Below are 22286 nucleotides of genomic sequence, written 5' to 3' on the forward strand. Positions count from 1 at the left end.
CGATTGTGGGCTCGGCCGGCGCGCCACCGCGGGAGCCTGATGGCAGAGTGACGCGGGTGAAGACCTGGCTCGAGAGCTGGCCGGTGTACCGGCAGCTGACTGGTTCGGACCCGCTGGGGCGCGGCAAGGCCGCGCGCAGCAAGGCGACCGAGGCGGTGGTGTCGCGCACGGCGACCGCTGACCGCGTGGTGAAGAGCGTCTGCCCGTTCTGCGCGGTGGGTTGCGCGCAGAACGTCTACGTGAAGGACGAGCAGATCGTCCAGATCGAGGGCAACCCCGATTCGCCGGTCAACCGCGGCCGGCTCTGCCCCAAGGGCAGCGCCAGCAAGCAGCTGGTCACCAGCCCGAGCCGGGTGACCACGGTCAAGTACCGCCGTCCCTACGGGACGGACTGGGAGGACCTGGACCTCGACACGGCCATGGAGATGATCGCCGACCGCGTGCTCGACGCCCGCCGCAAGACCTGGCAGGACGAGGACGGACCAGCGGACAACCGGCGCCGGGTCAACAGAACGATGGGGATAGCGAGCCTCGGAGGGGCGACCCTCGACAACGAGGAGAACTACCTCATGAAGAAGCTCTACAGCGCCATGGGCGCGATCCAGATCGAGAACCAGGCGCGCATATAGCACTCGTCGACGGTGCCCGGTCTGGGTGCCTCGTTCGGTCGTGGCGGTGCCACGAACACTCAGCAGGACCTCGCGAACTCCGACTGCATCGTCATCGAGGGTTCGAACATGGCCGAGTGCCACCCGGTGGGTTTCCAGTGGGTGACCGAGGCCAAGGCGCGCGGCGCGAAGGTCATCCACATCGATCCGCGCTTCACCCGCACCAGCGCGATCGCCGACCTGCACGTGCCGCTGCGCGCGGGCAGTGACATCGCGTTCCTCGGTGGGCTGATCAACCACGTGCTGAACAACGACCTGTACTTCAGGGAGTACGTCGTCGCGTACACGAATGCGGCGACGATCCTGCGCGAGGAGTTCCAGGACGCCGAGGACCTCGACGGCCTGTTCTCCGGCTACGACCCCGAGCAGCGCACGTACGACCAGGAGAGCTGGCAGTACGCGCCGGTCGAGTCGGGCGACGACGGCATCAACGAGGACCAGCCGGCCGAGGCGCAGCACCAGGACGAGCTCTCCCAGCAGGAGTCGGTCAAGCACGCCGACCAGGCGCAGGCCGCCGGCTCCGGTGGGCCGGCGCTGCACTCGAAGGGCCAGCGCGACGAGACCCTGCAGCACCCGCGCTCGGTGTTCCAGGTGCTCAAGCGGCACTACGCCCGCTACACGCCGGAGATGGTGGCCGAGACCTGCGGCATCGAGCCGGAGGTGTTCCTCGAGGTCGCCGAGTGGGTGACGGCGAACAGCAACCGCGAGCGGACGACGGCGTGGGTGTACTCGGTCGGCTGGACCCAGCACACCGTCGGCGCGCAGTACATCCGCACCGCCTCGATCCTGCAGGCGCTGCTCGGCAACATGGGGCGCCCCGGCGGCGGGATCCTGGCGCTGCGCGGGCACGCGAGCATCCAGGGCTCCACCGACATCCCGACGCTGTTCAACATCCTGCCCGGCTACCTGCCGATGCCACACGCCGATCAGCACGACTCGCTGGACGAGTACGTGGCCGACGCCGAGGGGGCCGGCGGCTTCTGGGGCAACAAGCGTTCGTACATGGTGAGCCTGCTCAAGGCCTGGTGGGGTGATGCGGCGACGGCGGAGAACGACTTCGCCTTCGATTACCTGCCGCGGATCAACGGCGACCACAGCTCCTACCGCACGATCAGCGACATGGTCGAGGGCAAGGTCCCCGGCTACTTCCTGGTGGGGGAGAACCCGACGGTCGGGCACGCCAACGGGCGCATGCAGCGCTTCGGGCTGGCCAACCTCGAGTGGCTGGTCGTCCGCGACCTGCAGTTCATCGAGTCGGCCACCTTCTGGAAGGACGGGCCGGAGATCGAGACCGGCGAGCTGGTCACCGACCAGATCGCCACCGAGGTCTTCCTGATGCCCGCCGCGACGCACGTGGAGAAGGAGGGCACCTTCACCCAGACGCAGCGGATGCTGCAGTGGCGGGACAAGGCGGTGGAGCCGCCGGGCGAGTGCCGCAGCGACCTGTGGTTCTTCTTCCACCTGGGCCGGATGCTGCGCGAGCGGCTGCAGGGCTCCACCGACCCGCGGGACCGTCCGCTGCTCGACCTCACCTGGGACTACCCGACCCACGGCGAGAAGGCCGAGCCGGACGCCGACGCCGTCCTCCGCGAGATCAACGGCTTCGGGCCGGACGGCGAGCTGCTGTCGACCTACATGCAGATGAAGGACGACGGCTCCACGAGTGGTGGCTGCTGGATCTACACCGGCGTCTACGCCGACGGGGTGAACCAGGCGCGGCGGCGGAAGCCGCACCACGAGCAGACCCCGGTGGCGCTGGAGTGGGGCTGGGCCTGGCCGCTGAACCGCCGCGTGCTCTACAACCGCGCCTCGGCCGACCCCGAGGGCAAGCCGTGGAGCGAGCGCAAGAAGTACGTGTGGTGGGACGCCGACGCGGGTCGCTGGACCGGTGAGGACGTCCCCGACTTCGAGGCGACCAAGCGACCGGACTACGTGCCGCCGCCCGGCGCGAAGGCGCAGGACGCGATCGGCGGCGCCGACCCGTTCGTGATGCAGAGCGACGGCAAGGCGTGGCTGTACGCGCCCAAGGGCCTGATGGACGGGCCGCTGCCGACGCACTACGAGCCGGCCGAGTCGCCGATGGACAACCCGCTGTACTCCGTCCAGTCGAACCCGACCATGGAGGAGATCCGGGCGCCGTGGAACCGCGGAAACCCGCCGCGCAGCGAGGTCTTCCCGTACGCGTTCACCACCTACCGGCTGACCGAGCACCACACGGCCGGCGCAATGAGCCGCACGCTGCCCTACCTGGCCGAGCTCCAGCCGGAGTTCTTCGTCGAGGTGAGCCCCCAGCTGGCCGCCGAGCGCGGGCTGGACAACGGCGGCTGGGCGACGGTCGTCACCGGCCGGGCAGCGGTGGAGGCGCGGGTGCTGATCACCGAGCGGATCCGGCCGCTGAAGCTCAAGGACGGTCAGGTCATCCACCAGATCGGCATCCCGTACCACTGGGGTGAGCGCGGCATCTCGACCGGCGACTCCGCCAACGACCTGCTGGGCGTGGTCATGGACGCGAACACGCACATCCAGGAGAGCAAGGCCGCCACCTGCGACATCCGGCCCGGCCGGCGTCCGCGGGGCCCGGCGATGGTGGAGTTCCTCGAGGGGTACCGACGTCGCGCGGGCATGGAGTCCGGCGCCGTCCCGGTGGGCGGACGGGCGCCGGTGGAGACGGGATGAGGTCAGAGGCCCAGGACGAAACGCAACCCATCGTCGACCTGTTGCATGACGGCCAGGGGCAGGAGACCGATGGCCGGCTCGATAAAGGCCTTGTCCACGGCCACCAGCGCGGTCACGTTGATCACCGACGTGCGGGGAAGTCCGCTGTCGTGCGGCTCGATGACGACGTTGCCCGGCACGGCACCGAGCCGCTCATTCCCGGTCACGATGGCCGCAAGAACGGTCGCCAGGCGGCTCTCGGTGTAGCGATCGATCTGAATGACGACGATCGGCCGTCGCCAGCCGGGTTCGCTACGCCGAGGTTCGCCGAGGTCTGCCCAGTGGATGCTGCCTCGCTGGATCACCACTCGTCGTCGGCAGTGAGCTCCAGCAACATCCGGCGGCCATGCGCGGCGGCGACCGCGTTGCTGTCGTCGTCACCCGCGGCATCCAGTGCCGCGTTGATGCGCTCGGTGATGTCGTCGTCGATTTCGCGCAGGTATCGCTCGGCCGCCTGGCTGAAGAACTGGGAGCGGTTCAGGCCGAGGTCTCTGGCCTTCCGGTTCACCTGCTCGAGGATGTGGTCTGGAACCGAGATCGCTGTCTTCACGACCACGAGTATGACCGGGTATAACTCGATGGGCAAGGTGTGCGCGTGACCCAGATCAGCTCAGCCAGTCCGGCCCTGACCGGCAACGATCCGAAGAACCGGCTGTTCGGGCCGCTGCCCGACGTGTCGGCGGAGGCCGGTTACGTGGAGGAGCACCCCAAGCGGGTCGGCTTCTTCACCGACACCTCGGTCTGCATCGGCTGCAAGGCCTGCGAGGTCGCCTGCAAGGAGTGGAACACGCTCCCGATGGACGACTCGCACGGCGAGCGGGACGCGCTCGGGCTGTCGGGGATGTCCTACGACAACACCGGCATGCTGGGCGCGAACTCGTGGCGGCACGTGGCCTTCATCGAGCAGTCGCGCACCGTCGACCTGCCGATGCCCGGCGTGGGGCTGCCCGGGGCGGCGGCGCGGCAGGACACCGTCGCGCCCGACCTCAGCAGGCCGAACAGCCTGGCGGACGCGCAGCAGTCCAGCGTGCTCAACGCCGAGGCGCTCACCGAGTTCGACCCGCAGACCACTCAGTCCGGTGACCGCGAGGTCCGCTGGCTGATGAGCTCCGACGTGTGCAAGCACTGCACGCACGCCGGCTGCCTCGACGTCTGCCCGACCGGTGCGCTGTTCCGCACCGAGTTCGGCACCGTGGTCGTGCAGCAGGACATCTGCAACGGCTGCGGCTACTGCGTGCCGGCCTGCCCGTACGGCGTCATCGACCAGCGCAAGGACGACGGCCGGGTCTTCAAGTGCACGATGTGCTACGACCGGCTCACCGACGGGCTGCAGCCGGCGTGCGCCACCGCGTGCCCCACGCAGTCGATCCAGTTCGGCGACCTCGACGAGCTGCAGGCCCGGGCCGACGCCCGGCTGGCGACGCTCCGGGAGCAGGGCGTGGAGACCGCCCGGCTGTACGGGCGCGACGAGAACGACGGCGTCGGCGGGGCGGGGGCGTTCTTCCTGCTGCTCGACGAGCCGGAGGTCTACGGCCTGCCGCCGGACCCGATCGTCACCACGCGCGACCTGCCGGCCATGTGGAAGGCGGCCGCCACGGGCGCGGCGATGATCATCGGGATCGCGGCCACGGCCGTGTTCGGCTCGCGGAGGAACTGAGCATGACGGAAGGCATCGCGACGCCCGGGGCCGGCTGGCGCCGCGCCGACGGCTGGGTCGGGAAGAAGAAGGACGGCGGCGGCAAGCGCCGGCGCAGCGGCCGCCGGGCGGTCGGCGAGGTCGCGATGGTGGACGACGCGGAGTTCACCTCGTACTACGGCCGGCCGATCATCAAGCCGCCGGTGTGGAAGACCCCGGACGTGCCGCTGTACCTGTTCCTCGGGGGCGCGGCGGGCTCGTCGTCGATCCTGGCGGCGTTCGCCGACCTGACCGACCGGCCGACGCTGACCCGGGTGGGCCGGCTGGTGGCCGGTGGCGCGTCGGTCGCGTCGGTGGGCTGGCTGATCCACGACCTGGGCCGGCCGGAACGGTTCCTGCACATGCTGCGGGTGCTGAAGCCGACGTCGCCGCTGTCGGTGGGCACCTACATCCTGTCGCCGTTCAGCGCCGCGACCGGCGCGACGGCCGCGGTCGAGCTGCTGGGCTGGTTCCCGCGGCTCAAGCGGTTCGGCGGCGCCGTGGGGGCCCTGTTCGGCGGGCCGATGGCCACCTACACCGCGGTGCTGCTCAGCAACACCGCCGTGCCGTCGTGGCACGAGGCGCACGAGCAGCTGCCGTTCGTCTTCGGCGGATCGGCGATGGCGGCCGGCGGCGGGCTGACCATGCTCTTCACGCCGGTGGACGAGGCGGGGCCGTCGCGGAAGATGGCGATCGCCGGTGCGGTGATCGAGCTGGCCGCGATGCACAAGGTGGAGAACGACCACGGGATCGTGAGCGAGCCGTACCACGAGGGCCGGGCCGGGACGCTGATGCGGGCGGCGAAGACGTGCACCGCTGCGGGTGCGGGGCTGACCGCGATCGCCGGGCGCACCCGGGTCGGCGCCATCGCGTCCGGGACGTTGCTGGCGGCCGGGTCGCTGCTCACCCGGTTCGGGGTGTTCGAGGCCGGCCTGGCCAGTGCTCGCGATCCGAAGTACACCGTCGTCCCGCAGCGGGAGCGGATGGCCGCCCGCGAGGCGGCCAGGGCCCTCGGCGAGGGAGAGGCCCGCTCGGCCACCCGCTGACCCGGCACCCGCGACCGTCCCACCGGCACAGGTGGACCGTCGGCCCTGGGGGATGCCGCACGTTCCCGGCGCCGATGACGTGTCCGATCGGGCGCGGACGGGGAGGTAGGGCAGGTGGAGATTCTCCTCGTGCTCCTGCCGGCGCTGCTGGTGGTCGTCGTCGGCTACTCCGTCGTCTACACGCTGTGGGAGGCGGCCGGGCTCCCGGGCGACCCGGAGACGGCCGGCTGGATCACCGGATTCCTGCTCCTCGCGGTGGTGACCGGGCTGCTGCTGTCCTGGCGCCGCCGGGTCCGGCGGCGACGGAGACGGACCTGAGACGAAGCCGTTCGCGGTGCTGCTCTCAGGCAGGATCCGCCGGATCGAGGGCCGGGGTGACATCGGTCGCCGAGAAGTCGGTGCCCGTGAAGAGCAGTGGTTCGCCCGTGGCGCGGGCCAGCGCGTAGCTGAAGCAGTCGCCGAAGTTCAGGCGGGCGGCGTGGCCGCTGCCCTTGCCGAAGTCGCGATAGGCCCGGCGGGCGATGTCCGCATGCGACCGCGTGACCGGTTCGACGGTGATGGGCACCGCGGCCACGAGGTCGTCGAAGCGGCCACTGAGCACCGGGTCACGGTTGGCGTCCACCACGACAGCGGTCTCCAGGTAGGTCGCCGCCGAGGTGCGAGCCTCGTCCGCGGTGGCCAGTGCCTGGATGTAGCGGTCGGCGTCCGGTTCTCCGCGCAGGATCGCGACGACAGCGGACGTGTCGACGATCATCGGGGCAGGCCGGTCTCGTCGTAGAGCAGGTCGCCGTGGTCGCTGCTGCGATAGGGCTCGACCCACCGATCGGCTGCATCCCCGGCAATCCTCTGGAGCAGGGCGGTGCGGTCGGCCGCCGCGGCGGTGCCCCGGCGTTGAATCCGATCGAGACGTTCGCGCACCGCCACGGTGATGGCCCGCGTGAGGTTCTCGCCGGTTGCGTCGGCGAGTTGGCGGGCGAGCTCCTCGGTTTCCGGGTTCTTGATGTTGAGGCCCATGGTAGAACTCTATCCGAGTGATCTACCCTTCTGCATGTCGCCAAGCCGTCCCGGAGTGACCGGCCCGGTGGCCGACGGACGCGACGCGCTGCATGTCGGTCCCGGAGGGTCGCGGATGGCCTTCGGGACGACGATGCGGCCGAGGCTTCAGCCGCCACCGTCGAGCAGCATCGCGACGTCATCGTGGAGCGCTGCTAGGGCGCGGTCGAAGGTGGCCAGTCGACCGCCTCGCGAGCGGGTCAGCCCGGCCAGGTAGGCGTCGGTCACCTGTCGGTGCCCGACCACCCCGCGCATGTCGATGACGTCGTAGCCGAGTTCGTCGGGCCAGAACTCATGCCCATCCGCCGCTCGCAGGGCGCGCACCACATCGAGGGCCTGCCGCGCGGTCGCCCCGCCGCGGAGCAGGAATCGGGCGAGTGCCCCCTGGGTCACGGGGCAGGTCGCGAAGGGCTCCGATCGCTGCGTGAACCAGGCCTCCGTGAGGTCGTGGTGGACGTGGTCGGCGACGGTGAGTGCGGTGAGTGCGTTCGCGTCGAGCAGGACCGTCATTCGTCGTCGTCCAGCGAGCGCACCTCGTCGCTGGTGACCACTCGGCCGAGCGAGGCGACCTGCAAGCCGGTGCGGCGGCTCGTGCTGACCTTGACCGGTCCGGGTGCAGCCAGGGCGGCGCGGAGCAGCCGGGTGACCGTGTCGCTCAACGAGCTGTTGGAGTCGCGAGCAATGGCGGCTGCCACCCGGTGGATGTCCTCCGGGAGGTCGATGGTGGTACGCACCGCCACAGCGTAGCGTCGTGATGCAATCCGCGGACCATATGCATCACTGTGCTCACCAAGTTGTGGGCGGCCGGCGCCGAGTGGGCGATGGAGGAGACAGCGCCCACCCCTGTGCGGACGGCCGGTCACCGGATGCCGCACGAGTGCGGCATCGGGCGTGGTGGCGGTATGCGTCGAGGGACCATGTGCGCGGTCGGTTGCCCGGGCAGTCGCGTACACGGCGGGACGTCGGCGGTCGCCACCCGGTGGTGTCGCGGCGCGGCGGGCTTCCCCCCGGCTGCACCTCGGACCGGCCGTGCTCACGTCGGTGGTCGGAGCCTTGCCGGGTGTGACCCGCTCGTCGCGGGTAGCCGCCCGGAGGACCGGCCGGCGCAGCCCGTGAGGAGGAGGTGTGGAGACCATCGTCTTCCTGGTGCCGGCGCTGCTCGTGGTCGTCCTCGGCTACTCCGTCGGGTACGCGGTGTGGGAGGCGGCCGGACTCCCGGGTGATCCGGAGGTGGCCGGCTGGACCGCCGGTGTCGTTCTCCTCGCCGTCCTGACGTGGCTGCTGGTGTCCTGGCGTCGCCGGGTCCGGCGGCGGGGAAGGCGAGGCTGAGCGGCGGACGGTGGGCACAGGATGCGATCACCTCCGGCGCGGCTGGTCACCGGGCCCGGCTCGACCGCCTCAGCTGGTCGACGCCAGCACGTCGATCCCTTCGTCGCGGGCCGCGGCCGCCAACCGTTCGTCGTAGGTGACCAGCTGCGTGGCGCGGATGCCGATGGCGGACGCCAGATGGATGGCGTCGAGCGAGCGCAGTGTGGCCGGGCCGATGGTCCTGGCCCGGTCGAGGACGACGGGTCGCAGCGGAAACTCGTCGATGCCCGAGAGCGCGGCTTCGGTCAGCCGGTCGAGGTCGGGAACGTCGGCACGGCGCAGAGCGCGTTCCACCTCCACCCAGGTGAGTGCCGAGGAGGTGAGCAGATCGACGGCGGCCGCCGACCGGCTGAGCAGTTCCCGTACGGCTGCCGACTCCGGCTCGATGATGACCCGCTTGAGCAGCGCACTGGTGTCGAGGTAGACGATCAACGGAGGTCGGCGTCGGGCTCGAGCAGGTCTCCGGTGGTGACGCCCGGTGGCAGGCGCACCGTGGGCGCCACGTCACAGAACGGCGTTCCGGGGCGGACCGATCCGGCCGCACGGGCGCGCGCGCGATCCGATTCGCCGGAATCCAGGCCGAGGTACCGGTCGAGTGCCTCACGGATGAGTTGCTGCTGCGGCCGCCCCGTGGCCGCCGCGGCCTGGCGCAGTGCCTCCGCTGCCGCGTCGCTCAACCGCAGGTTGGTGGCCATGCGCGCGATGGTACCGCTCTGGCACAGTTCGGTACCAGAGTGATGAGCCGGTCCTCCGTGCTGCTCGAGGGGTGGACCGGGGACTACGCACCGGGCGGGTTCGCGAAGAGCTCCGTGCGGCGGGACGTCGGCGGCCGCCACCCGGTGGTGTCCCGCCGCGGAGGCAGCGACGGCCGGTCGGCCGGTTCGGCCTGCGGGACGACGGTGCCCCGGCTCGGCGCCAGGTCGGCCGGGTCGACGGTGATCGAGCGGAACATGCCGTGGACCAGGGCCGGTGCGAGATCCGGGCGGGCCCGGGACATCTCCTCCTCCGCCATCTGCGCAACGAGGACACACGGGGTGCTGGCGGGCGAGCCCAGATAGGGCCGGGACGCCGCCCCCACCATCGGGTGCCAGGGCACGCCCATCGCGCGGAGCAGCCGGCGCACCCGGTCGTCGACGATGGTGACCAGACCCGGGACGTCGCAGTTGCGGGCGTACCGCCAGAGGCCGTGGCACAGGGCGACGCTGACCTCGGCACCCGCGGCGCCGGCGCGGTAGCGGGGGTCCACGGCCAGGCTCCCGACGTCCCACACCGTCCCGGGGGCGAGCCCGACGGTGCCCAGGCTGTCGGCCACGGGCAGCTGCCACGGCTCGCCCGCCACGTCGAGCAGCGTCTTCACCGGGTCCGCGGCGGCGACGATCAGCCGTGCGGTGCCCAGGGCGGCGCCGCTCTGGTCGTCGATCACGACGACGAACCGCGACCGCGCCTCGTAGGGGCCGTACTCCTGCTCCATGACCTCGGGGGTGTTGCCGAACGCCTGCAGGAAGACCTGGGCCTCGACCTGGCGTGCGGCGTCCCGCTCGGCGGGGGACTGCGCCACGAGGAGCCGAAGGGCCATGTCAGACGGACTTCGCGACGACGGTGCGGGCGGCGAAGAAGTCGGCGGTGAACGCCACGGCGACGTCCGGGTCGAAGGCCTTGCACGTGTAGATGTCCACCGAGAAGAACAGCCGCGGCTGCTCCCAGGCGTAGAAGTGCGCGCCCGACGTCTCCCAGTGGATCCAGCCGGCCCAGCCGTACAGGTCGGAACGGTGGGTCACCGGCTCGAGGAGTTGCACCATGTCCACCTCGCGGGACAGCGCCGAGAGGTACGTCCGGATCTGGGCGTCGTCCACGGGCCGGGCGGGAATGCCCTCGATCACCAGGCGCTGCCGGACGATCTCCGGCGCGAGGTCGCGCCAGGCGACGGGTCGGGAGAGCAGCTTTCGGGCGGGGGAGGGCGGCGTCACGTGCCCATAGTCCCCAGTCGACCGCGCACCGTGCTGACCGGCACCGGCGTGTCGCGCCGAGTGCGGATCGCATCCGTGACATCCCCGGTCAGTCGGACGCGCGACCCTGGCTGAAGTCGGGGATCAGCGCCTCGTCGACGAGACCGGAGTCGGAGGCGGCCAGCCAGCGGAGGAAGTCGTCGACCGGCATGGGGCGGGCGATGGCGTACCCCTGGGCGACGTCGCAGCCGAGGCCGGCGAGCGTGGTGCTGATCGCCAGGCTCTCGACGCCCTCGGCCACCAGGCTCAGGCCCAGGGCATGGGCGAGCGCGACGGTGCTCTGCACGATGGCCGCCGCCCGGGGGTCGCGGTCGACGTCGGCGGTCAGGCTGCGATCGAGCTTGAGCTCGTCGGCCGGCAGGTGCCGCAGGTAGGCCAGCGAGCTGTAGCCAGTGCCGTAGTCGTCGATCGACGTGCGGACGCCGGAGGCGCGCAGGTCGGCGAGCACCGTGCGGCCGCGCTCGGGGTCGGCCATGAGGGTGTCCTCGACGACCTCCAGCGTGAGCGCCCGCGCGGGTAGGCCGTGCCGGTGCAGCGCGGCGGCCACCTTGCCGGCGAGATCGAGGTCGGTGACGTTCGCCGCCGACAGGTTGACCGACACCGGCACCTCGCGCTCGGGCCACCAGCGGGCGGCCGCAGCGAGCGCCAATTCGAGCACGCGGTCGGTCAGCGGCCGCAGGAGCCCCGCCTGCTCGGCCGCCGGCAGCAGCGCGGCGGGGGAGAGCAGCCCGCGGGTGGGGTGGTCCCACCGGACCAGCGCCTCGGCGCCCACGATGCGGCCGTCGCGCATGTCCATCTGGGGCTGGAGGTAGACCCGCAGCTCGTCCCCGTCCAGCGCCGTCCGCAGTTCCTCCATGGTGCGCAGCCGGTCGCTGCCGGAGGTGCCGGTGACGGGGTCGGGCACGAAGACGTGCACGCCTTCGCGGGTGCGCTTGGCGCTGTACATGGCGACGTCGGCGCAGTGCAGCAGCTCCTCGACGGTCGCCGCCGGTGCCGGCGTGGTCGCGACGCCGATGCTCACGCCGACGTGCAGCCGGACGTCGGCCACCGTGAAGGGGGCGAGCAGCAGGTCGCACAGCCGCCCGGCGAGCGCGCGTGCCTCGGCGGGCTCCGCGGCCGGCATCAGGACGGCGAACTCGTCGCCGCCGAGCCGGGCCAGCAGGTCATCGGCACGCAGGGAGCTGCGCAGCCGCGGGCCGATCTGGCGCAGCAGGTCGTCGCCGGCGGAGTGGCCGAGGCTGTCGTTGATCTCCTTGAACCCGTCGAGGTCGAGGATCAGGAGAGCGGCGGGCCGCTCCGGGGTGGCCGAGGTGACGACGCGCTGGGCGTGCTCGAGCAGCGCGCGGCGGTTGGCGAGCCGGGTGAGCTCGTCGGTCCGTGACTCGAGCTTGACCTGGTTGTAGCCGCGGACCTCGCGGAAGGTCACGGCGATGCGGACGACGCCGGCCAGCACGCAGCCGAGGGCGAGCCAGCCCGCGACGTCGGGCACGGGCTTCGACCACGGGCTCAGCACGACGAGGCCGGCCACGAGCGAGGCGAGCGGCACGGCGAGCAGCCGCCAGCCGATGCGGGAATCGGTGTCGTCGACGGGGGCCGGCCGTTCGACCGCGCCGTCGGCGGCCGCGGCGGTCAGGACGATGCAGAGGAGCCAGCCGAGTTCGAGCGGGCCGCCGTCGACGTAGGTGCCCTGCACCTTGAGGGCGAACAGGATGATGTCCGAGGCGCAGAGGGCGGCCAGCCCCGCGCCGAGCAGCACGAAGGTGCGGTCGAGGCGCACGCCGAGGATGCCGCCGACGGCCATGAGCACGGCGATGAGGAGGACCGTCGTGATCGGTGCCACGAGGTCGACCGCGGCCACCGGCGTCCCGCCGGGGTCGGTGCGGAGATAGGGGCCCAGCAGGAAGGCGACCCCGGCGGACAGGCTGCCGAGGGCGGCCACGACGCCGTCGAGCCACATGCTGGGGTGGAAGCGCGGCACCCGGGCGCGGATCAGCACGACGAGGGGCACGTACACGAGCAGGTAGGCCGCGAACGAGACGACGTGCGAGAGCGCGGAGGACGGCTCGTTGCCCTGCAGGCCGGCGGAGAGCACGCGCAGCACGTTGCCGATCGCGCCGAGGGTCAGCGCGGCGGCGAGTGCGGCCCACAGGATCCGCTCGGTGCGCACCCGGCGCGCCGCCAGCACGCACGCCGCCGCGGCGGCGAGGTAGGGCAGGTTGTAGAGGACGACGTCGTACGTCCGGTCCCACGCCGCGCCGGCCGGGCGCGGCCCGATGCCGGTGGCGAACAGCGCGACCAGGCCGATGGTCACGAACAGCGCGGGGCCGGGACGCCGGCGCGCGGCCGCGTCCTGATTCCGCTGGTCCATGTCGGGGACAACGGCGGCGGAGCGGGGGAGATGCACCGGTGCGGCCCCTGGATCACCCGGAGGGGGGAGTCGCGCCGCTCGACCGATCCCGGCGGTGCCGGTCGGCGTGCATCGTCACGAACGCTTTCCCGACTGCCGATGACGTATGCGTGGAGCACTGGCATGGGGGGGAAGGGCTGCCGCCGCGGGTGGCCCGTCATGGTGCCGACGCCGGGCCGGAGCCCGCGTCGATGAGCGTCACCGTCGTGCTCCGCGGCCCGGAGGCCGCGGGATACGGCCGCCACGCTGCGCCGCTGTCCGCCTACGGTCCCTCGGACGTCCATCGCGTGCTTCCGGTGTCGCCCACCGGCTCTCGAGTGCCCGAGCAGACCGACTCCGGGGACGCTCTGGTGGAGGTCATCGACTCCGCAGGCCGGGCCGAGGTCGCCGTCGCGGGCGGCGTAGTCGCCGGTGCCCGGTCGTCGGGTGAGGTGTCGATGAAGACCACCGGCTTCTGGGCGCGGCTGCGCCTGCTGCCCAAGGCGGCGTAACGCACGGACGGTGGACGGCCCGGCCGCGGCGCCGGGCCCCGGAGCCGCCGGCTGTCAGCACCTCACCGTGGAACCGACCGGGACGTGCGCACGGTCAGACCAGGCGGTTGCCCACCGACTGCTGCCAGGCCATCTCGTCGATGACGGCGCGCTTATCGACGTCGTCGAACCGCACCTTCTTCCACCGGTGCCCCTGGTCGGTGCCGGCGGAGCCGCTGCGGTGCCACTCGCCCTTGCGGGTCAGGAACCAGGACCGGCCGTGGAAGTCGGGCCCGGTGAACAGCCAGCCCGATAGCCGGCCGAGGCCGTTCCGCTGCCTCTGGGGGGCGCCGGCGTAGGGGAGGAGGTAGAGGCAGGCGTCGGTGAACTCGGCGGCGGTCAGCCGGCGCAGGACGTGGACCGCCGAGCGGATCTCCTGCTCGGTCCGCGGCTCGCTGCGGACGTAGAGGTTCCAGACCGCGTCCTCGTCGGCGAGTTCGAGCAGCGTGGTGCGCTGCCGGAGGCGTTCGGCCTCCGCGGCTGCCGCGGCCTCGCGGGCCTGGCGCTCCTCGGCGGCCGCGGCGTTGCGCGCCCGGAGCCGGGCGTTGGCCAGGTCGCGGTCGCAGACCCGCCAGCCCTGCCAGAGGCCCGAGTGGTCGGCGCACACCATGCGGGTGCACTCGGAGCACTCGCCCACCGCCGGCTCGCCGCACCGGCACATGGTCGGTCCGGCGTCGTCGCTGCGGGTCTGGATGTAGACCGTGCCGCAGCGGGTCGACTCCGCCGGCTCGGCCGCCGGCGTTGTCTCCGCGCCGACGGCGACGGGCTGGGCGGCTGGCACGACGGCGTCGCAGCGCCAGTAACCGGTCAGGATCTGCGTGCGTGTGTCCGTCGCCCCACAGGAGGGACATGGCATGACGGCAGCGTAGGAGCGGTGGGGCCGCGCAGGCCCCGGATCGCTCACGTGTCGGACACACGGCGGCACGCCCATCACAACCGCCACGGGCGCGCGATGCAGCTCCATCCAGGAACCACTGGATGGCACCGGCCACGTGACAGGTCCTTCCGCGGCTGTTCGGCGGGTCGCTGGCCACCTGCAGGGATGCAGCTGCCCTACGTGTCCGAGGACGGCCGCCGCTATCGCCATGGTGGCTGCCTGATCGGTCTGGCCAGCGCGGAGCGCGCCGCACGCCGTGGCCGCCAGCGTGCCGGCCGCTCCGACGAGAACACCGCAACCGGCACCGACGCGGGGAAGACGCCGCTATCAGTCACGCCGACCCGCCGGTCAGTTCGACGTCATGTCCGGGCGGGCGCCCGGCCGGAACGTTAATAACTCATGTACGTGGAATGCCACGCTCGTCGATGAGGGATCATGTGCGGCGTGACGCGGTATGCCGACTTCGACAGCTGGCTGGCTCGGCCGATCCCCCCATCGGAGGCGGTGCTGCAGTTGGATGGTGTGGAGACCCGGCTGGCCCAGTCGGGGGCGTTGCGGTGAGCGCCGCTCACGAGGCGCGTCAGCGCATCCTCCTGTCGCCCCCGGACGTCGGTCCACGGGAGGAGGAGCTGGTCGTCGAGGCGGTGCGGTCCGGCTGGATCGCGCCGCTGGGGCCCATGGTGGACGCTTTCGAGCAGGCGATGGCCGAGCGCACCGGTCGCCGGCACGCGGTGGCGCTCTCGTCCGGGACGGCGGCGCTTCATCTCGCGCTGCTGGAGGCAGGCGCGGGGCCGCGCACGGTGGTCATCGTCCCGACGATGACGTTCGCGGCCACGGCGAACGCGGTCGTGTACACGGGAGCGGAACCCTTCTTCGTGGACTGCGACAAGGAGACCGGCAATCTCCACCCGGAGCTCCTCGAGCGCGCGCTGCGCGAGCTGCGGGCGGCAGACGAGACGGTCGCCGCCGTCATCCCGGTTGATCTGCTGGGTCGTTGCGCCGACTACACCGCGCTGCTGCCGATCTGCGAGCGGTTCGGCGTGACAGTGGTGTCCGATGCGGCGGAGTCGTTCGGCTCCTCCCACGCCGGCCGTCCGGCCGGGTCCTTCGGCAGCACGGCCGCATTGTCGTTCAACGGCAACAAAGTGATGACCACCAGCGGTGGCGGCATGCTGCTCACCGATGACACGGCGACGGCCGATCGGGTGCGGTACCTGAGCACCCAGGCGCGGCAGCCGGCAGTGCACTACGAGCACACCGAGGTCGGCTACAACTATCGCCTGAGCAACCTGCTCGCCGCCGTCGGCATCGCCCAGCTGGAGCGGCTCGATGAGATGATCGGTCGCCGCCGCGCGCTGCGCCGGCAGTACGCAGAGCTGCTGGGAAGCGTGTCGGGCGCGCGCGCCTTCCAGCACCCCGGTGACGAGTCCGACAACTGCTGGCTCACCGCGGTCGTCATCGATCCGGCCGAGGCCGGCTGGTCGGCCGACGACCTGCGGTCGACCCTCGACCACGCCGACATCGAGTCCCGGCCGCTGTGGAAGCCGATGCACCGCCAGCCGGTGTTCGCGCACGCGCGCACGCTGCTGACCGGTGCCGCCGACGGGCTCTTCGCCACAGGCCTGACGCTGCCCAGCGGGTCGTCCCTGTCGGCCGCGCAGGTCGACCGCGTCATAAGCGCGATCTCCGCGTTCCTGGACCGTCGGTAGGCGGGCCGGCCCTCCACGTCCGTCGGACGGGCCGGGCGCGATCAGGCGTCGGTCAGCGGAGCATCTGCTCCCGCGGCGCCGGTCGACCCCGGCTCGCGCTGCGGTGGCGGCGGAGCTCACGCAGGGTGGGCAGGCACAGCAGCGCGAGCACGAACGGGTAGGCGAGGACGCGTTGCCGCGCCAGGATCCCGAAGTTGCCGAAGGTCGAGAACACGTAGACGAAGGCCACCGTGTACGCCAGGCACAGCACGACGAACGGCCGGCCGGCACGGTAGGCCCAGACCGTGCGCAGGCGGCCCCAGGAGGCGATGGCCAGCCCGAGGAGCAGGACGCCTTCGGCGGAGGTGAGCAGGGACTGCAGGTTGCCGGCCTCCCACGGGAAAGGACGGAAGAGCACGGTGAGGACAGCGGCGGGCAGGTCCAGCGGCGAGCGCACCGGCTGGGCGTCGAAGTTGGACCCGCCGGTCCCCGTGTTGCGTTCCGTCTCGGCGAGCACGGTCTCGACCGAACCGGCGGAGACGTCCTCCACGTCGAAGAACGCCGCCGCCTGCTGAGCGATCAGCGCACCGGCGGCCAGGAGCGCCACGAGGGTGACCGCGCGCGTCACCGGCGTGAGCACGGTGCGGCGCACGTCCCGGCGGAAGAGGAAGCCTGCGACGGTGGCCACAAAGATGAGTGCGGTCAGGTGGGGGCGCACCAGGGCAGAGCCGCCCAGTCCGAGCGCCAGTGGGAGCACAGCACCGCGCGTGCCCGTCAGGAGCCGTGCGGCACCCAGGGTTGCCACGCCGAGGCACAGGCACATCCAGGCTTCTTTCCCGATCCCGGAGGGCCAGAAGATCATGGAGGGCAGCAGGAAGACGAGCAGCGCGTACCGCCGGTGATTGCCCTCGGGCATGGCGGTTCGGAAAGCCCGGTAGAAGGCGTACAGGCCCCAGAAGCCGAGCCAGGCGAAGACCAGGTAGCCGCCGAGCAGCGTGGGGCCGGTGACCGTGTACACGATGCCGGTGAGCAGGATCAGGAAGCCGGTTCCGACCAGCGGCACCCCGAGATCGATGACGAACGAGCCCGAACGCAGTTGTTCGGCGACCGCCGCACCCTGGAGGTCGTATCGACTGGCGTCCGCGGCGCCGTCGTAGAGGACGAAGGCGACGGCCCAGCGTGCGAGCGCACCCAGGATCTTCAGGCCGAACGCGAACACGATGACGCGGCGCACCCACTGGTCTCTCTCGCGACGGAGCACTCCCGCGAGCAGCGGCCAGCTCACGGCCAGCAGGCCGGGGCCGACGACCAGCGCGCCCCAGACGTCGTAGGTGGAACGCGTCATGCCCGCGGCCAGCACGATGGCGTAGGCCGCGATCGCGGCCAGCCCCAGGCCGGCAGTCCAGCCGGCCGGCCGGATCCGTTCGAGCCGGCGGCCGAGCCGGGCAGCGAGGTGCCCGGCCGGGACCTGCTGGCCGACGGGGCCCGGCGAGGAGCGGTGCGCCATTGCGGGGCCGACCGTCAGCGGGCCGGCGAGGACGCGGGCCGCACACCGGGGGCGCTGGTCGACCGCGGGTTCACGATTCCGCCCTGTGGGCGGAGGCGCCGGTGTCCCTCCGAGGGAACTCGGAGTTCGTGAGGGCACCGGAGCGGTGCGCGATCCGCTCGCCGAGGTTCCTCACGCTCGCGCGCCAGCCGATGAAGGCGGCACCGACGACCGGGACGCGGAGGCGGGCCAGCAGTTCGCTGGCCCGCTCGGCCTGGTCGCGCGTCACCCGTCCGCTCCGGCAGGTCACCAGCACGGTGTCCACGTAGGGCATCAAGTCCATGGCGTCGTTCCCGAGCAGCATGGGCGGGCTGTCGACGATGACGACGTCGGCCAGCCCGCGGGCGTCGGACAGCAGGCCGGCGATCCGCGTCGGCAGGGCGGGTGGCTGATCGATCATCGTTCCGGCCGGCACCATGCGGACGCCGTCGACGGCAGAGGGACGGCACAACGTGCGCAGCTCGTGCTCACCTTCCTCGGCATGGACCAGGTCCGACAGCCCCGGCCCGTTGATCACGTCGAGGTACCGATGCGCGTCCGGCCGGCGGAAGTCGAAGTCCAGGACGAGTGTCTGCTGGCCGCTCTCGGCCAGCGCGGCGGCGAGGTTGACCGCGGTCGTGGTCTTGCCCTCGCCCGCTCGCGCGCTGGTCACCAGGATGATCTGCGGCCTGCCACGCTCGCTCGTCGGGCCGACCAGTTGATCGGCGTCGGCCGGGAGGAGCACCCGGCTGGGGATGAGCAGGACCGAGGACCGCAGGGACCGGAAGGCTTCGGCGGCCGTCGAAGCTGGATCGGTCTTGACGATGACCCCTCGGGACGATCGGGCCGACCGGGGCAGCCGCGGGACCTCCGCGAGCACCGGCACCCGGTAGGCGCGCTGCACGTCGATGCGGTCGCGGACGCTCGTGTCGAAACGCTCCACGAGCAGCGCCAGTGCGCTGCCGAGGACGAGCCCCACCACCAGGCCGAGCACGAGCCGGCCGCTCTGGGTCGTCGGCCCGCTCAGCAAGCTGTCGTCGTTCGGCAGCGGCGTGGCGCGCTCGAGGAGTTCGATCGGTGGAACGCCGGCAACGGCGCCGGTGGTCCGATCGGCGACCTCGGCGAGAGTCGCCTCTGCGAAGGTGTTCGCGATGAGAGCGGCCTGTTCGGGGTCGGTGGAGGTGGTGGAGATCTGCACCGCCCCGGTCTCTGCGTCGGGAGACACCTGCACCAGCGCGCTGAGCTCGGTGGGCTCGCCGGCGTAATCGAGCTGCTCAGCGACCGCGACGGGCACCGGTCCGGTCGTCACCAGGAGTGCGGTGAACTCCGGCCCCAGGGCCCCGTCGACGGGTTGCAGCAGGGTCGCCGTCGCCGTGTAGGAGCGGGCACCGAGCCCGGATGCCTCCGGCTGCACCAGGAGCAGCACGACGAGGGCGGAGAGCAGCCCCGACGCGAGGATGATCTTCCAACGGCGCCGCAGCACCTTCAGGTAGTCGGTGGACTCCATGGCTCCTCGGTACCGTCCGGTGCTTGGCCCCCGCTCCGTTCCCCGCGGGTCGTCCCAGCCGACGCACCGCGACGTCGGAGCAGGTTCGAACGGAAAATTACGTCACCGGGGCGTCTGCCAACACCCCAAGTCCCCGAATGAGTTGCGCGGCACCGCCCCCGGGCGAGCTGTAGCCCCCGACAACGCCGATGTCGGGCAGCGGATCCCCCGGTGGATAGTCACCACCGGCACCGACGCGTGGACGTCCCCGGGGGCGCAGGACGGGCCGCCGCCCGCAGCCGTACCGGGCGCCATCGGCGGCGCAGCGTGCGACGCGGCTCAGAACAGCTCGACATCCCCCAGCGCCAGGCTCAAGCCGCCTGCCTCCGGGGGTGCGGCCGCGATCTCCCGCACGGTCAGCTGGGGCCCGACCTTCGGGACGGGCACCCCGACGGCGCCCGATGCCTGCGGCAGTGCGAGCACGTGGGTGGCCCCGGTGGACCGGGCGACCTCCAGGGTGAGGCGGATGCCCTGCCGGCGGCTGGGGGCGAACGAGTCGAGGACGGCGGCCTCCACCGCGGAGCCGCGCCGCCGAACGCGCACCACGCCGACCCCCTCGCGCGGATCACGGCCCAGCCGGACGACGCGGTAGTGCAGGTCGGGAAGGCCCGCGTATCGCCAGCGGAGGTACCCGGCCGACCGGCGCGTGGTGAGCTGGGCGCTCGGCCGGTCCAGGAGCCCGATGACGTCGTCGTCCAGGCCGTCCCCCGCCGGCTGCCCGGCGCTCGACGGCAAGGAGCCCAGGTCGGCGGGACGCCGGTTCCGGGCCATCGCAGCCCACCCGGCGGCGCCGTTGCCCCACGCGGCGACGGGCAGCCGGCCCCTCGGCTGCCATCCCATCGACAGGTAGCCGGGGCGGGAGAGGTCATTCGGGGTGTTGAAAACGAAGTCGACCCCTTCCCGCGCCATGTCGTCGAGCGCCTGGAGCGTCAGGCGGCGGAACAGCCCCTGCCCGCGGAACTCGCGGTCGGTCACGGTGTCGACGGCTCGGACCGCAGCCTGTGCCCCTCCAGCGGGCGTCACGAACTGCCAGCGCAGGAAGATACGGACGGCCACGATCCGATCGCCCTGGGCTGCCACCCACCTCGGGGACGGCCCAAAGGGGTTGCCTTCGTGCTTCCAGTCCCACATGCGGGCGGCGTGGCCGCCGTCGCCCCAGCCCATCTCCCTCGCGACCAGCTGTCGGATCCCGGCGTCATCGAGTGCCGTCGCCCTGCGCAGGACGAGCGGGTCAGGCTGCGTCATCCCACGACGTCCTTCTGCTCGGCCAGCCACGACTGCAGCATCACGACGGACCAGAGGCGGTACGTGTGGTCCGCGCGCCCCGCCAGGTGTGCCCGCCAGGCCCGCTGCACCGGCTGGGGGTCGATGATCCCGGATCCGGCCAGGGCCTCGGGCGACAGTCGTTCCTCCGCCCACCCGCGGAGGGGCCCGGTGAGCCAGCGCCCCACGGGTGGGTCGAATCCGGCCTTCGGCCGGTCGATCATGTCGGCCGGCAGGTGCCGGCTCAGCACCTCCCGTAGGACCCACTTGCCTCGACCGTCACGAACCATCGCCTCGGTCGGCAGCCGCCACGACCACTCCACCAACCGGTGGTCGAGGAGCGGGACCCTGGCCTCGAGGCCGACCGACATCGTGGCCCGGTCGACCTTGGTCAGCATGTCGTCGGGGAGCGTCACGGCCTGGTCCCTCAGCATGAGCCCCCGGAGAGATGGCTCCGGGGCCCTGGCCGGCGTCGGACCGGCACCCAGGATCGGTGGCTGCGGCCAGATCGCCGCGAGACTCATCCACGCGTCGCCGAGGTCCCGGCTGCCGAGGACATCCGCCGCCCGGTGCGCCTTGCTGCCGAGATCCGGGATCGTCGCGAGGCGGGGGAGCACCCGCGTGCCGAGACGCTGCCATGCCCGGGGGGGAACGGCTCGGACACCTCGTGCTGCGGCGACACGGAGCACGTGCGGCACTCGAGCGGCGGAGATGACGACCCGCTGCGCCGCGACGTACCGGTTGTAGCCGCCGAACAGCTCGTCGCCGCCATCCCCGCTCAGGGCGACGGTGGCGTACTCACGTGTGGCGCGCGCCAGGGCGAGGAGCGCCAGGGCGGAGGGGTCGGCGAAGGGCTCGTCGTACACGCGACCGAGGTCGTCCACGCCCCGCATGACGTCCTGCGGTCGAAGCCTCACGGTCGTGTGGTCGGTGCCGAGGTGGCGTGCCACCTCCCCGGCTGCATCCGACTCGTCGAGGTCCCCGCCCCCCGCCATCCCGACGGTGAAGGTCCGGATCGACTGCCCCGTGGACGTGGCCAAGGCGGTCACCAGGGCGGAGTCGATCCCGCCGGACAAGAAGGTCCCCAGGGGGACGTCGGACTCCAGGCGCAGGGAGACCGCGTCCGTGAGGAGCTCCTCGGTCCGCTCGACCAGCTCCTCCTCGGACCCCGTGAACGGGTCTGCAGAGCCGGCGAGCGCAACGGAGGAGATGCTCCAGTACGGTCCCAGACGTGGTTGCGCATCGCCGTGCCGGAAGCGCAGCACGTGGCCCGGCTCCAGACGGTGCACGCCCTTCCAGACGCTCGCGGCGCCCGGCACGAACGACCAGTGCAGCATCTCGGCGAGCACGTCCCGGTCCAGCTCCCGGTCGACGATCGGCAGCTGGACGAGGGAACGCACTTCCGACCCGAAAGCCAGGACGCCGCGCTGATGGGTCCAGTACAGCGGCTTCTCGCCGAGACGATCTCGGGCCAGGATGAGGGTCCGCTCCTGGCGATCCCAGACGGCGAGGGCAAACATGCCGTTCACCTGCGACAGCGTCTCTTCCGGACCCCACGTGGCCCAAGCCTCCAGGAGTACCTCCGTATCCGAGTGCCCCCGGAAGGTGACACCCTCGGAGGCCAACTGCTTGGCCAGGGCGCGGAAGTTGTAGATCATCCCGTTGAAGACGAGGACATGGCGGCCGTTCCGGGAGGTCATAGGCTGATGACCAGCAGGCGAGAGATCCACGACGGCGAGCCGCCGGTGTCCCAGGCCGACTCGGTCGTCGAGGAACACGCCCTGGTCGTCGGGACCACGGTGGGTGACCGAGCTGACCATGGTGCCGAGGTGGTGCCGCATGGCCTCGGTGGTCAGGACGCCGTCGAAGTCGAGCAACCCCACGATGCCGCACACGGCAAGCCTCCTACGAGTCCCGGA

22 protein-coding genes and 1 pseudogene are annotated in these 22286 nt (G+C 72.0%); 7 read left to right on the forward strand and 16 right to left on the reverse strand.

Annotated features, from left to right (window positions below; translation table 11 throughout):
* The first annotated feature begins 47 nt into the window (after positions 1-47).
* A pseudogene (gene fdh / locus BLASA_RS01440) lies at positions 48-3344 on the forward strand (formate dehydrogenase).
* Positions 3345-3346: 2 nt separating this feature from the next.
* Here the strand turns inward: fdh and BLASA_RS01445 are convergent.
* Both BLASA_RS01445 and BLASA_RS01450 read right to left on the reverse strand, forming a co-directional pair.
* The gene (locus tag BLASA_RS01445; RefSeq protein ID WP_014374214.1) at positions 3347-3688 is read right to left on the reverse strand and encodes a type II toxin-antitoxin system PemK/MazF family toxin; all 342 of its coding nucleotides are present in this window, start codon (positions 3686-3688) and stop codon (positions 3347-3349) included.
* On the reverse strand, positions 3685-3933 hold the full coding sequence (locus BLASA_RS01450; RefSeq protein WP_041775983.1) for a ribbon-helix-helix protein, CopG family: 249 nt from the start codon (positions 3931-3933) through the stop codon (positions 3685-3687). The genes BLASA_RS01445 and BLASA_RS01450 overlap by 4 nt, the downstream gene beginning before the upstream one ends.
* Positions 3934-3978: 45 nt before the next feature.
* Here BLASA_RS01450 and BLASA_RS01455 point away from each other — a divergent pair, with 45 nt between their 5' ends.
* The 3 genes from BLASA_RS01455 (at position 3979) to BLASA_RS01465 (ending at position 6422) form a co-directional block, all read left to right on the forward strand.
* On the forward strand, positions 3979-5040 hold the full coding sequence (locus BLASA_RS01455) for a 4Fe-4S dicluster domain-containing protein (protein WP_014374216.1): 1062 nt from the start codon (positions 3979-3981) through the stop codon (positions 5038-5040).
* Between the two features lie 2 nt (positions 5041-5042).
* Positions 5043-6104: an NrfD/PsrC family molybdoenzyme membrane anchor subunit gene (gene nrfD / locus BLASA_RS01460; protein WP_014374217.1), complete on the forward strand. Its 1062-nt coding sequence runs from the start codon at positions 5043-5045 to the stop codon at positions 6102-6104.
* Between the two features lie 114 nt (positions 6105-6218).
* A complete protein-coding gene (locus BLASA_RS01465; RefSeq protein ID WP_014374218.1) occupies positions 6219-6422 on the forward strand; it encodes a hypothetical protein in 204 nt (67 codons plus the stop codon).
* 25 nt (positions 6423-6447) lie between these two features.
* Here BLASA_RS01465 and BLASA_RS01470 read toward each other — a convergent pair whose 3' ends face one another.
* From BLASA_RS01470 to BLASA_RS01485, 4 genes are all read right to left on the reverse strand, one after another.
* On the reverse strand, positions 6448-6858 hold the full coding sequence (locus tag BLASA_RS01470; protein ID WP_014374219.1) for a type II toxin-antitoxin system VapC family toxin: 411 nt from the start codon (positions 6856-6858) through the stop codon (positions 6448-6450).
* On the reverse strand, positions 6855-7118 hold the full coding sequence (locus BLASA_RS01475) for a type II toxin-antitoxin system VapB family antitoxin (RefSeq protein ID WP_014374220.1): 264 nt from the start codon (positions 7116-7118) through the stop codon (positions 6855-6857). The genes BLASA_RS01470 and BLASA_RS01475 overlap by 4 nt, the downstream gene beginning before the upstream one ends.
* A 147-nt stretch (positions 7119-7265) precedes the next feature.
* Positions 7266-7667 carry a TA system VapC family ribonuclease toxin gene (locus tag BLASA_RS01480; protein WP_014374221.1) on the reverse strand — a complete coding sequence of 134 codons (402 nt, stop codon included), beginning with the start codon at positions 7665-7667 and terminating at the stop codon, positions 7266-7268.
* On the reverse strand, positions 7664-7891 hold the full coding sequence (locus BLASA_RS01485; RefSeq protein ID WP_014374222.1) for a hypothetical protein: 228 nt from the start codon (positions 7889-7891) through the stop codon (positions 7664-7666). The genes BLASA_RS01480 and BLASA_RS01485 overlap by 4 nt, the downstream gene beginning before the upstream one ends.
* Before the next feature lie 391 nt (positions 7892-8282).
* On the opposite strand from BLASA_RS01485, the gene BLASA_RS01490 reads away from it, so the two are divergent.
* Entirely contained in the window at positions 8283-8486 is a 204-nt protein-coding gene (locus tag BLASA_RS01490) for a hypothetical protein (RefSeq protein WP_014374223.1), read from the forward strand.
* Positions 8487-8555: 69 nt separating this feature from the next.
* On the opposite strand, the gene BLASA_RS01495 is transcribed toward BLASA_RS01490, so the two are convergent.
* The 5 genes from BLASA_RS01495 to BLASA_RS01515 all read right to left on the reverse strand — a co-directional run bounded on the left by BLASA_RS01495 (position 8556) and on the right by BLASA_RS01515 (position 12899).
* Positions 8556-8957, reverse strand: a complete 402-nt coding sequence (locus BLASA_RS01495; protein WP_014374224.1) for a type II toxin-antitoxin system VapC family toxin — start codon at positions 8955-8957, stop codon at positions 8556-8558.
* The gene (locus BLASA_RS01500) at positions 8954-9220 is read right to left on the reverse strand and encodes a ribbon-helix-helix protein, CopG family (RefSeq protein ID WP_014374225.1); all 267 of its coding nucleotides are present in this window, start codon (positions 9218-9220) and stop codon (positions 8954-8956) included. The genes BLASA_RS01495 and BLASA_RS01500 overlap by 4 nt, the downstream gene beginning before the upstream one ends.
* Before the next feature lie 83 nt (positions 9221-9303).
* On the reverse strand, positions 9304-10101 hold the full coding sequence (locus tag BLASA_RS01505) for a hypothetical protein (RefSeq protein ID WP_014374226.1): 798 nt from the start codon (positions 10099-10101) through the stop codon (positions 9304-9306).
* A gap of 1 nt (position 10102) precedes the next feature.
* Positions 10103-10492, reverse strand: a complete 390-nt coding sequence (locus tag BLASA_RS01510; RefSeq protein ID WP_014374227.1) for an S-adenosylmethionine decarboxylase — start codon at positions 10490-10492, stop codon at positions 10103-10105.
* A gap of 88 nt (positions 10493-10580) precedes the next feature.
* Positions 10581-12899, reverse strand: coding sequence for a putative bifunctional diguanylate cyclase/phosphodiesterase (locus tag BLASA_RS01515; RefSeq protein ID WP_014374228.1), 2319 nt, complete (start codon positions 12897-12899; stop codon positions 10581-10583).
* Between the two features lie 230 nt (positions 12900-13129).
* Between BLASA_RS01515 and BLASA_RS01520 the strand changes: the two genes are divergently transcribed.
* Positions 13130-13429 (forward strand): hypothetical protein, encoded by a 300-nt coding sequence (locus tag BLASA_RS01520; protein ID WP_014374229.1) that lies wholly within the window; start codon positions 13130-13132, stop codon positions 13427-13429.
* 94 nt (positions 13430-13523) lie between these two features.
* Here the strand turns inward: BLASA_RS01520 and BLASA_RS01525 are convergent, their stop codons facing one another.
* Positions 13524-14324 (reverse strand): hypothetical protein, encoded by an 801-nt coding sequence (locus tag BLASA_RS01525; protein ID WP_014374230.1) that lies wholly within the window; start codon positions 14322-14324, stop codon positions 13524-13526.
* 578 nt (positions 14325-14902) lie between these two features.
* Between BLASA_RS01525 and BLASA_RS01530 the strand changes: the two genes are divergently transcribed.
* The gene (locus tag BLASA_RS01530; protein WP_014374232.1) at positions 14903-16054 is read left to right on the forward strand and encodes a DegT/DnrJ/EryC1/StrS family aminotransferase; all 1152 of its coding nucleotides are present in this window, start codon (positions 14903-14905) and stop codon (positions 16052-16054) included.
* A gap of 52 nt (positions 16055-16106) precedes the next feature.
* On the opposite strand, the gene BLASA_RS01535 is transcribed toward BLASA_RS01530, so the two are convergent.
* From BLASA_RS01535 to asnB, 4 genes are all read right to left on the reverse strand, one after another.
* The gene (locus BLASA_RS01535) at positions 16107-17540 is read right to left on the reverse strand and encodes a hypothetical protein (RefSeq protein ID WP_014374233.1); all 1434 of its coding nucleotides are present in this window, start codon (positions 17538-17540) and stop codon (positions 16107-16109) included.
* 70 nt (positions 17541-17610) lie between these two features.
* On the reverse strand, positions 17611-19065 hold the full coding sequence (locus tag BLASA_RS01540) for a polysaccharide biosynthesis tyrosine autokinase (protein WP_014374234.1): 1455 nt from the start codon (positions 19063-19065) through the stop codon (positions 17611-17613).
* A 318-nt stretch (positions 19066-19383) separates the two neighbouring features.
* Positions 19384-20349, reverse strand: coding sequence for a GNAT family N-acetyltransferase (locus BLASA_RS01545; protein WP_014374235.1), 966 nt, complete (start codon positions 20347-20349; stop codon positions 19384-19386).
* Positions 20346-22262 (reverse strand): asparagine synthase (glutamine-hydrolyzing), encoded by a 1917-nt coding sequence (gene asnB, locus BLASA_RS01550; protein WP_014374236.1) that lies wholly within the window; start codon positions 22260-22262, stop codon positions 20346-20348. Before asnB ends, BLASA_RS01545 begins: the two co-directional genes overlap by 4 nt.
* Positions 22263-22286 lie beyond the last annotated feature (24 nt).

Source organism: Blastococcus saxobsidens DD2 (assembly GCF_000284015.1).
GTDB lineage: Bacteria > Actinomycetota > Actinomycetes > Mycobacteriales > Geodermatophilaceae > Blastococcus > Blastococcus saxobsidens_A.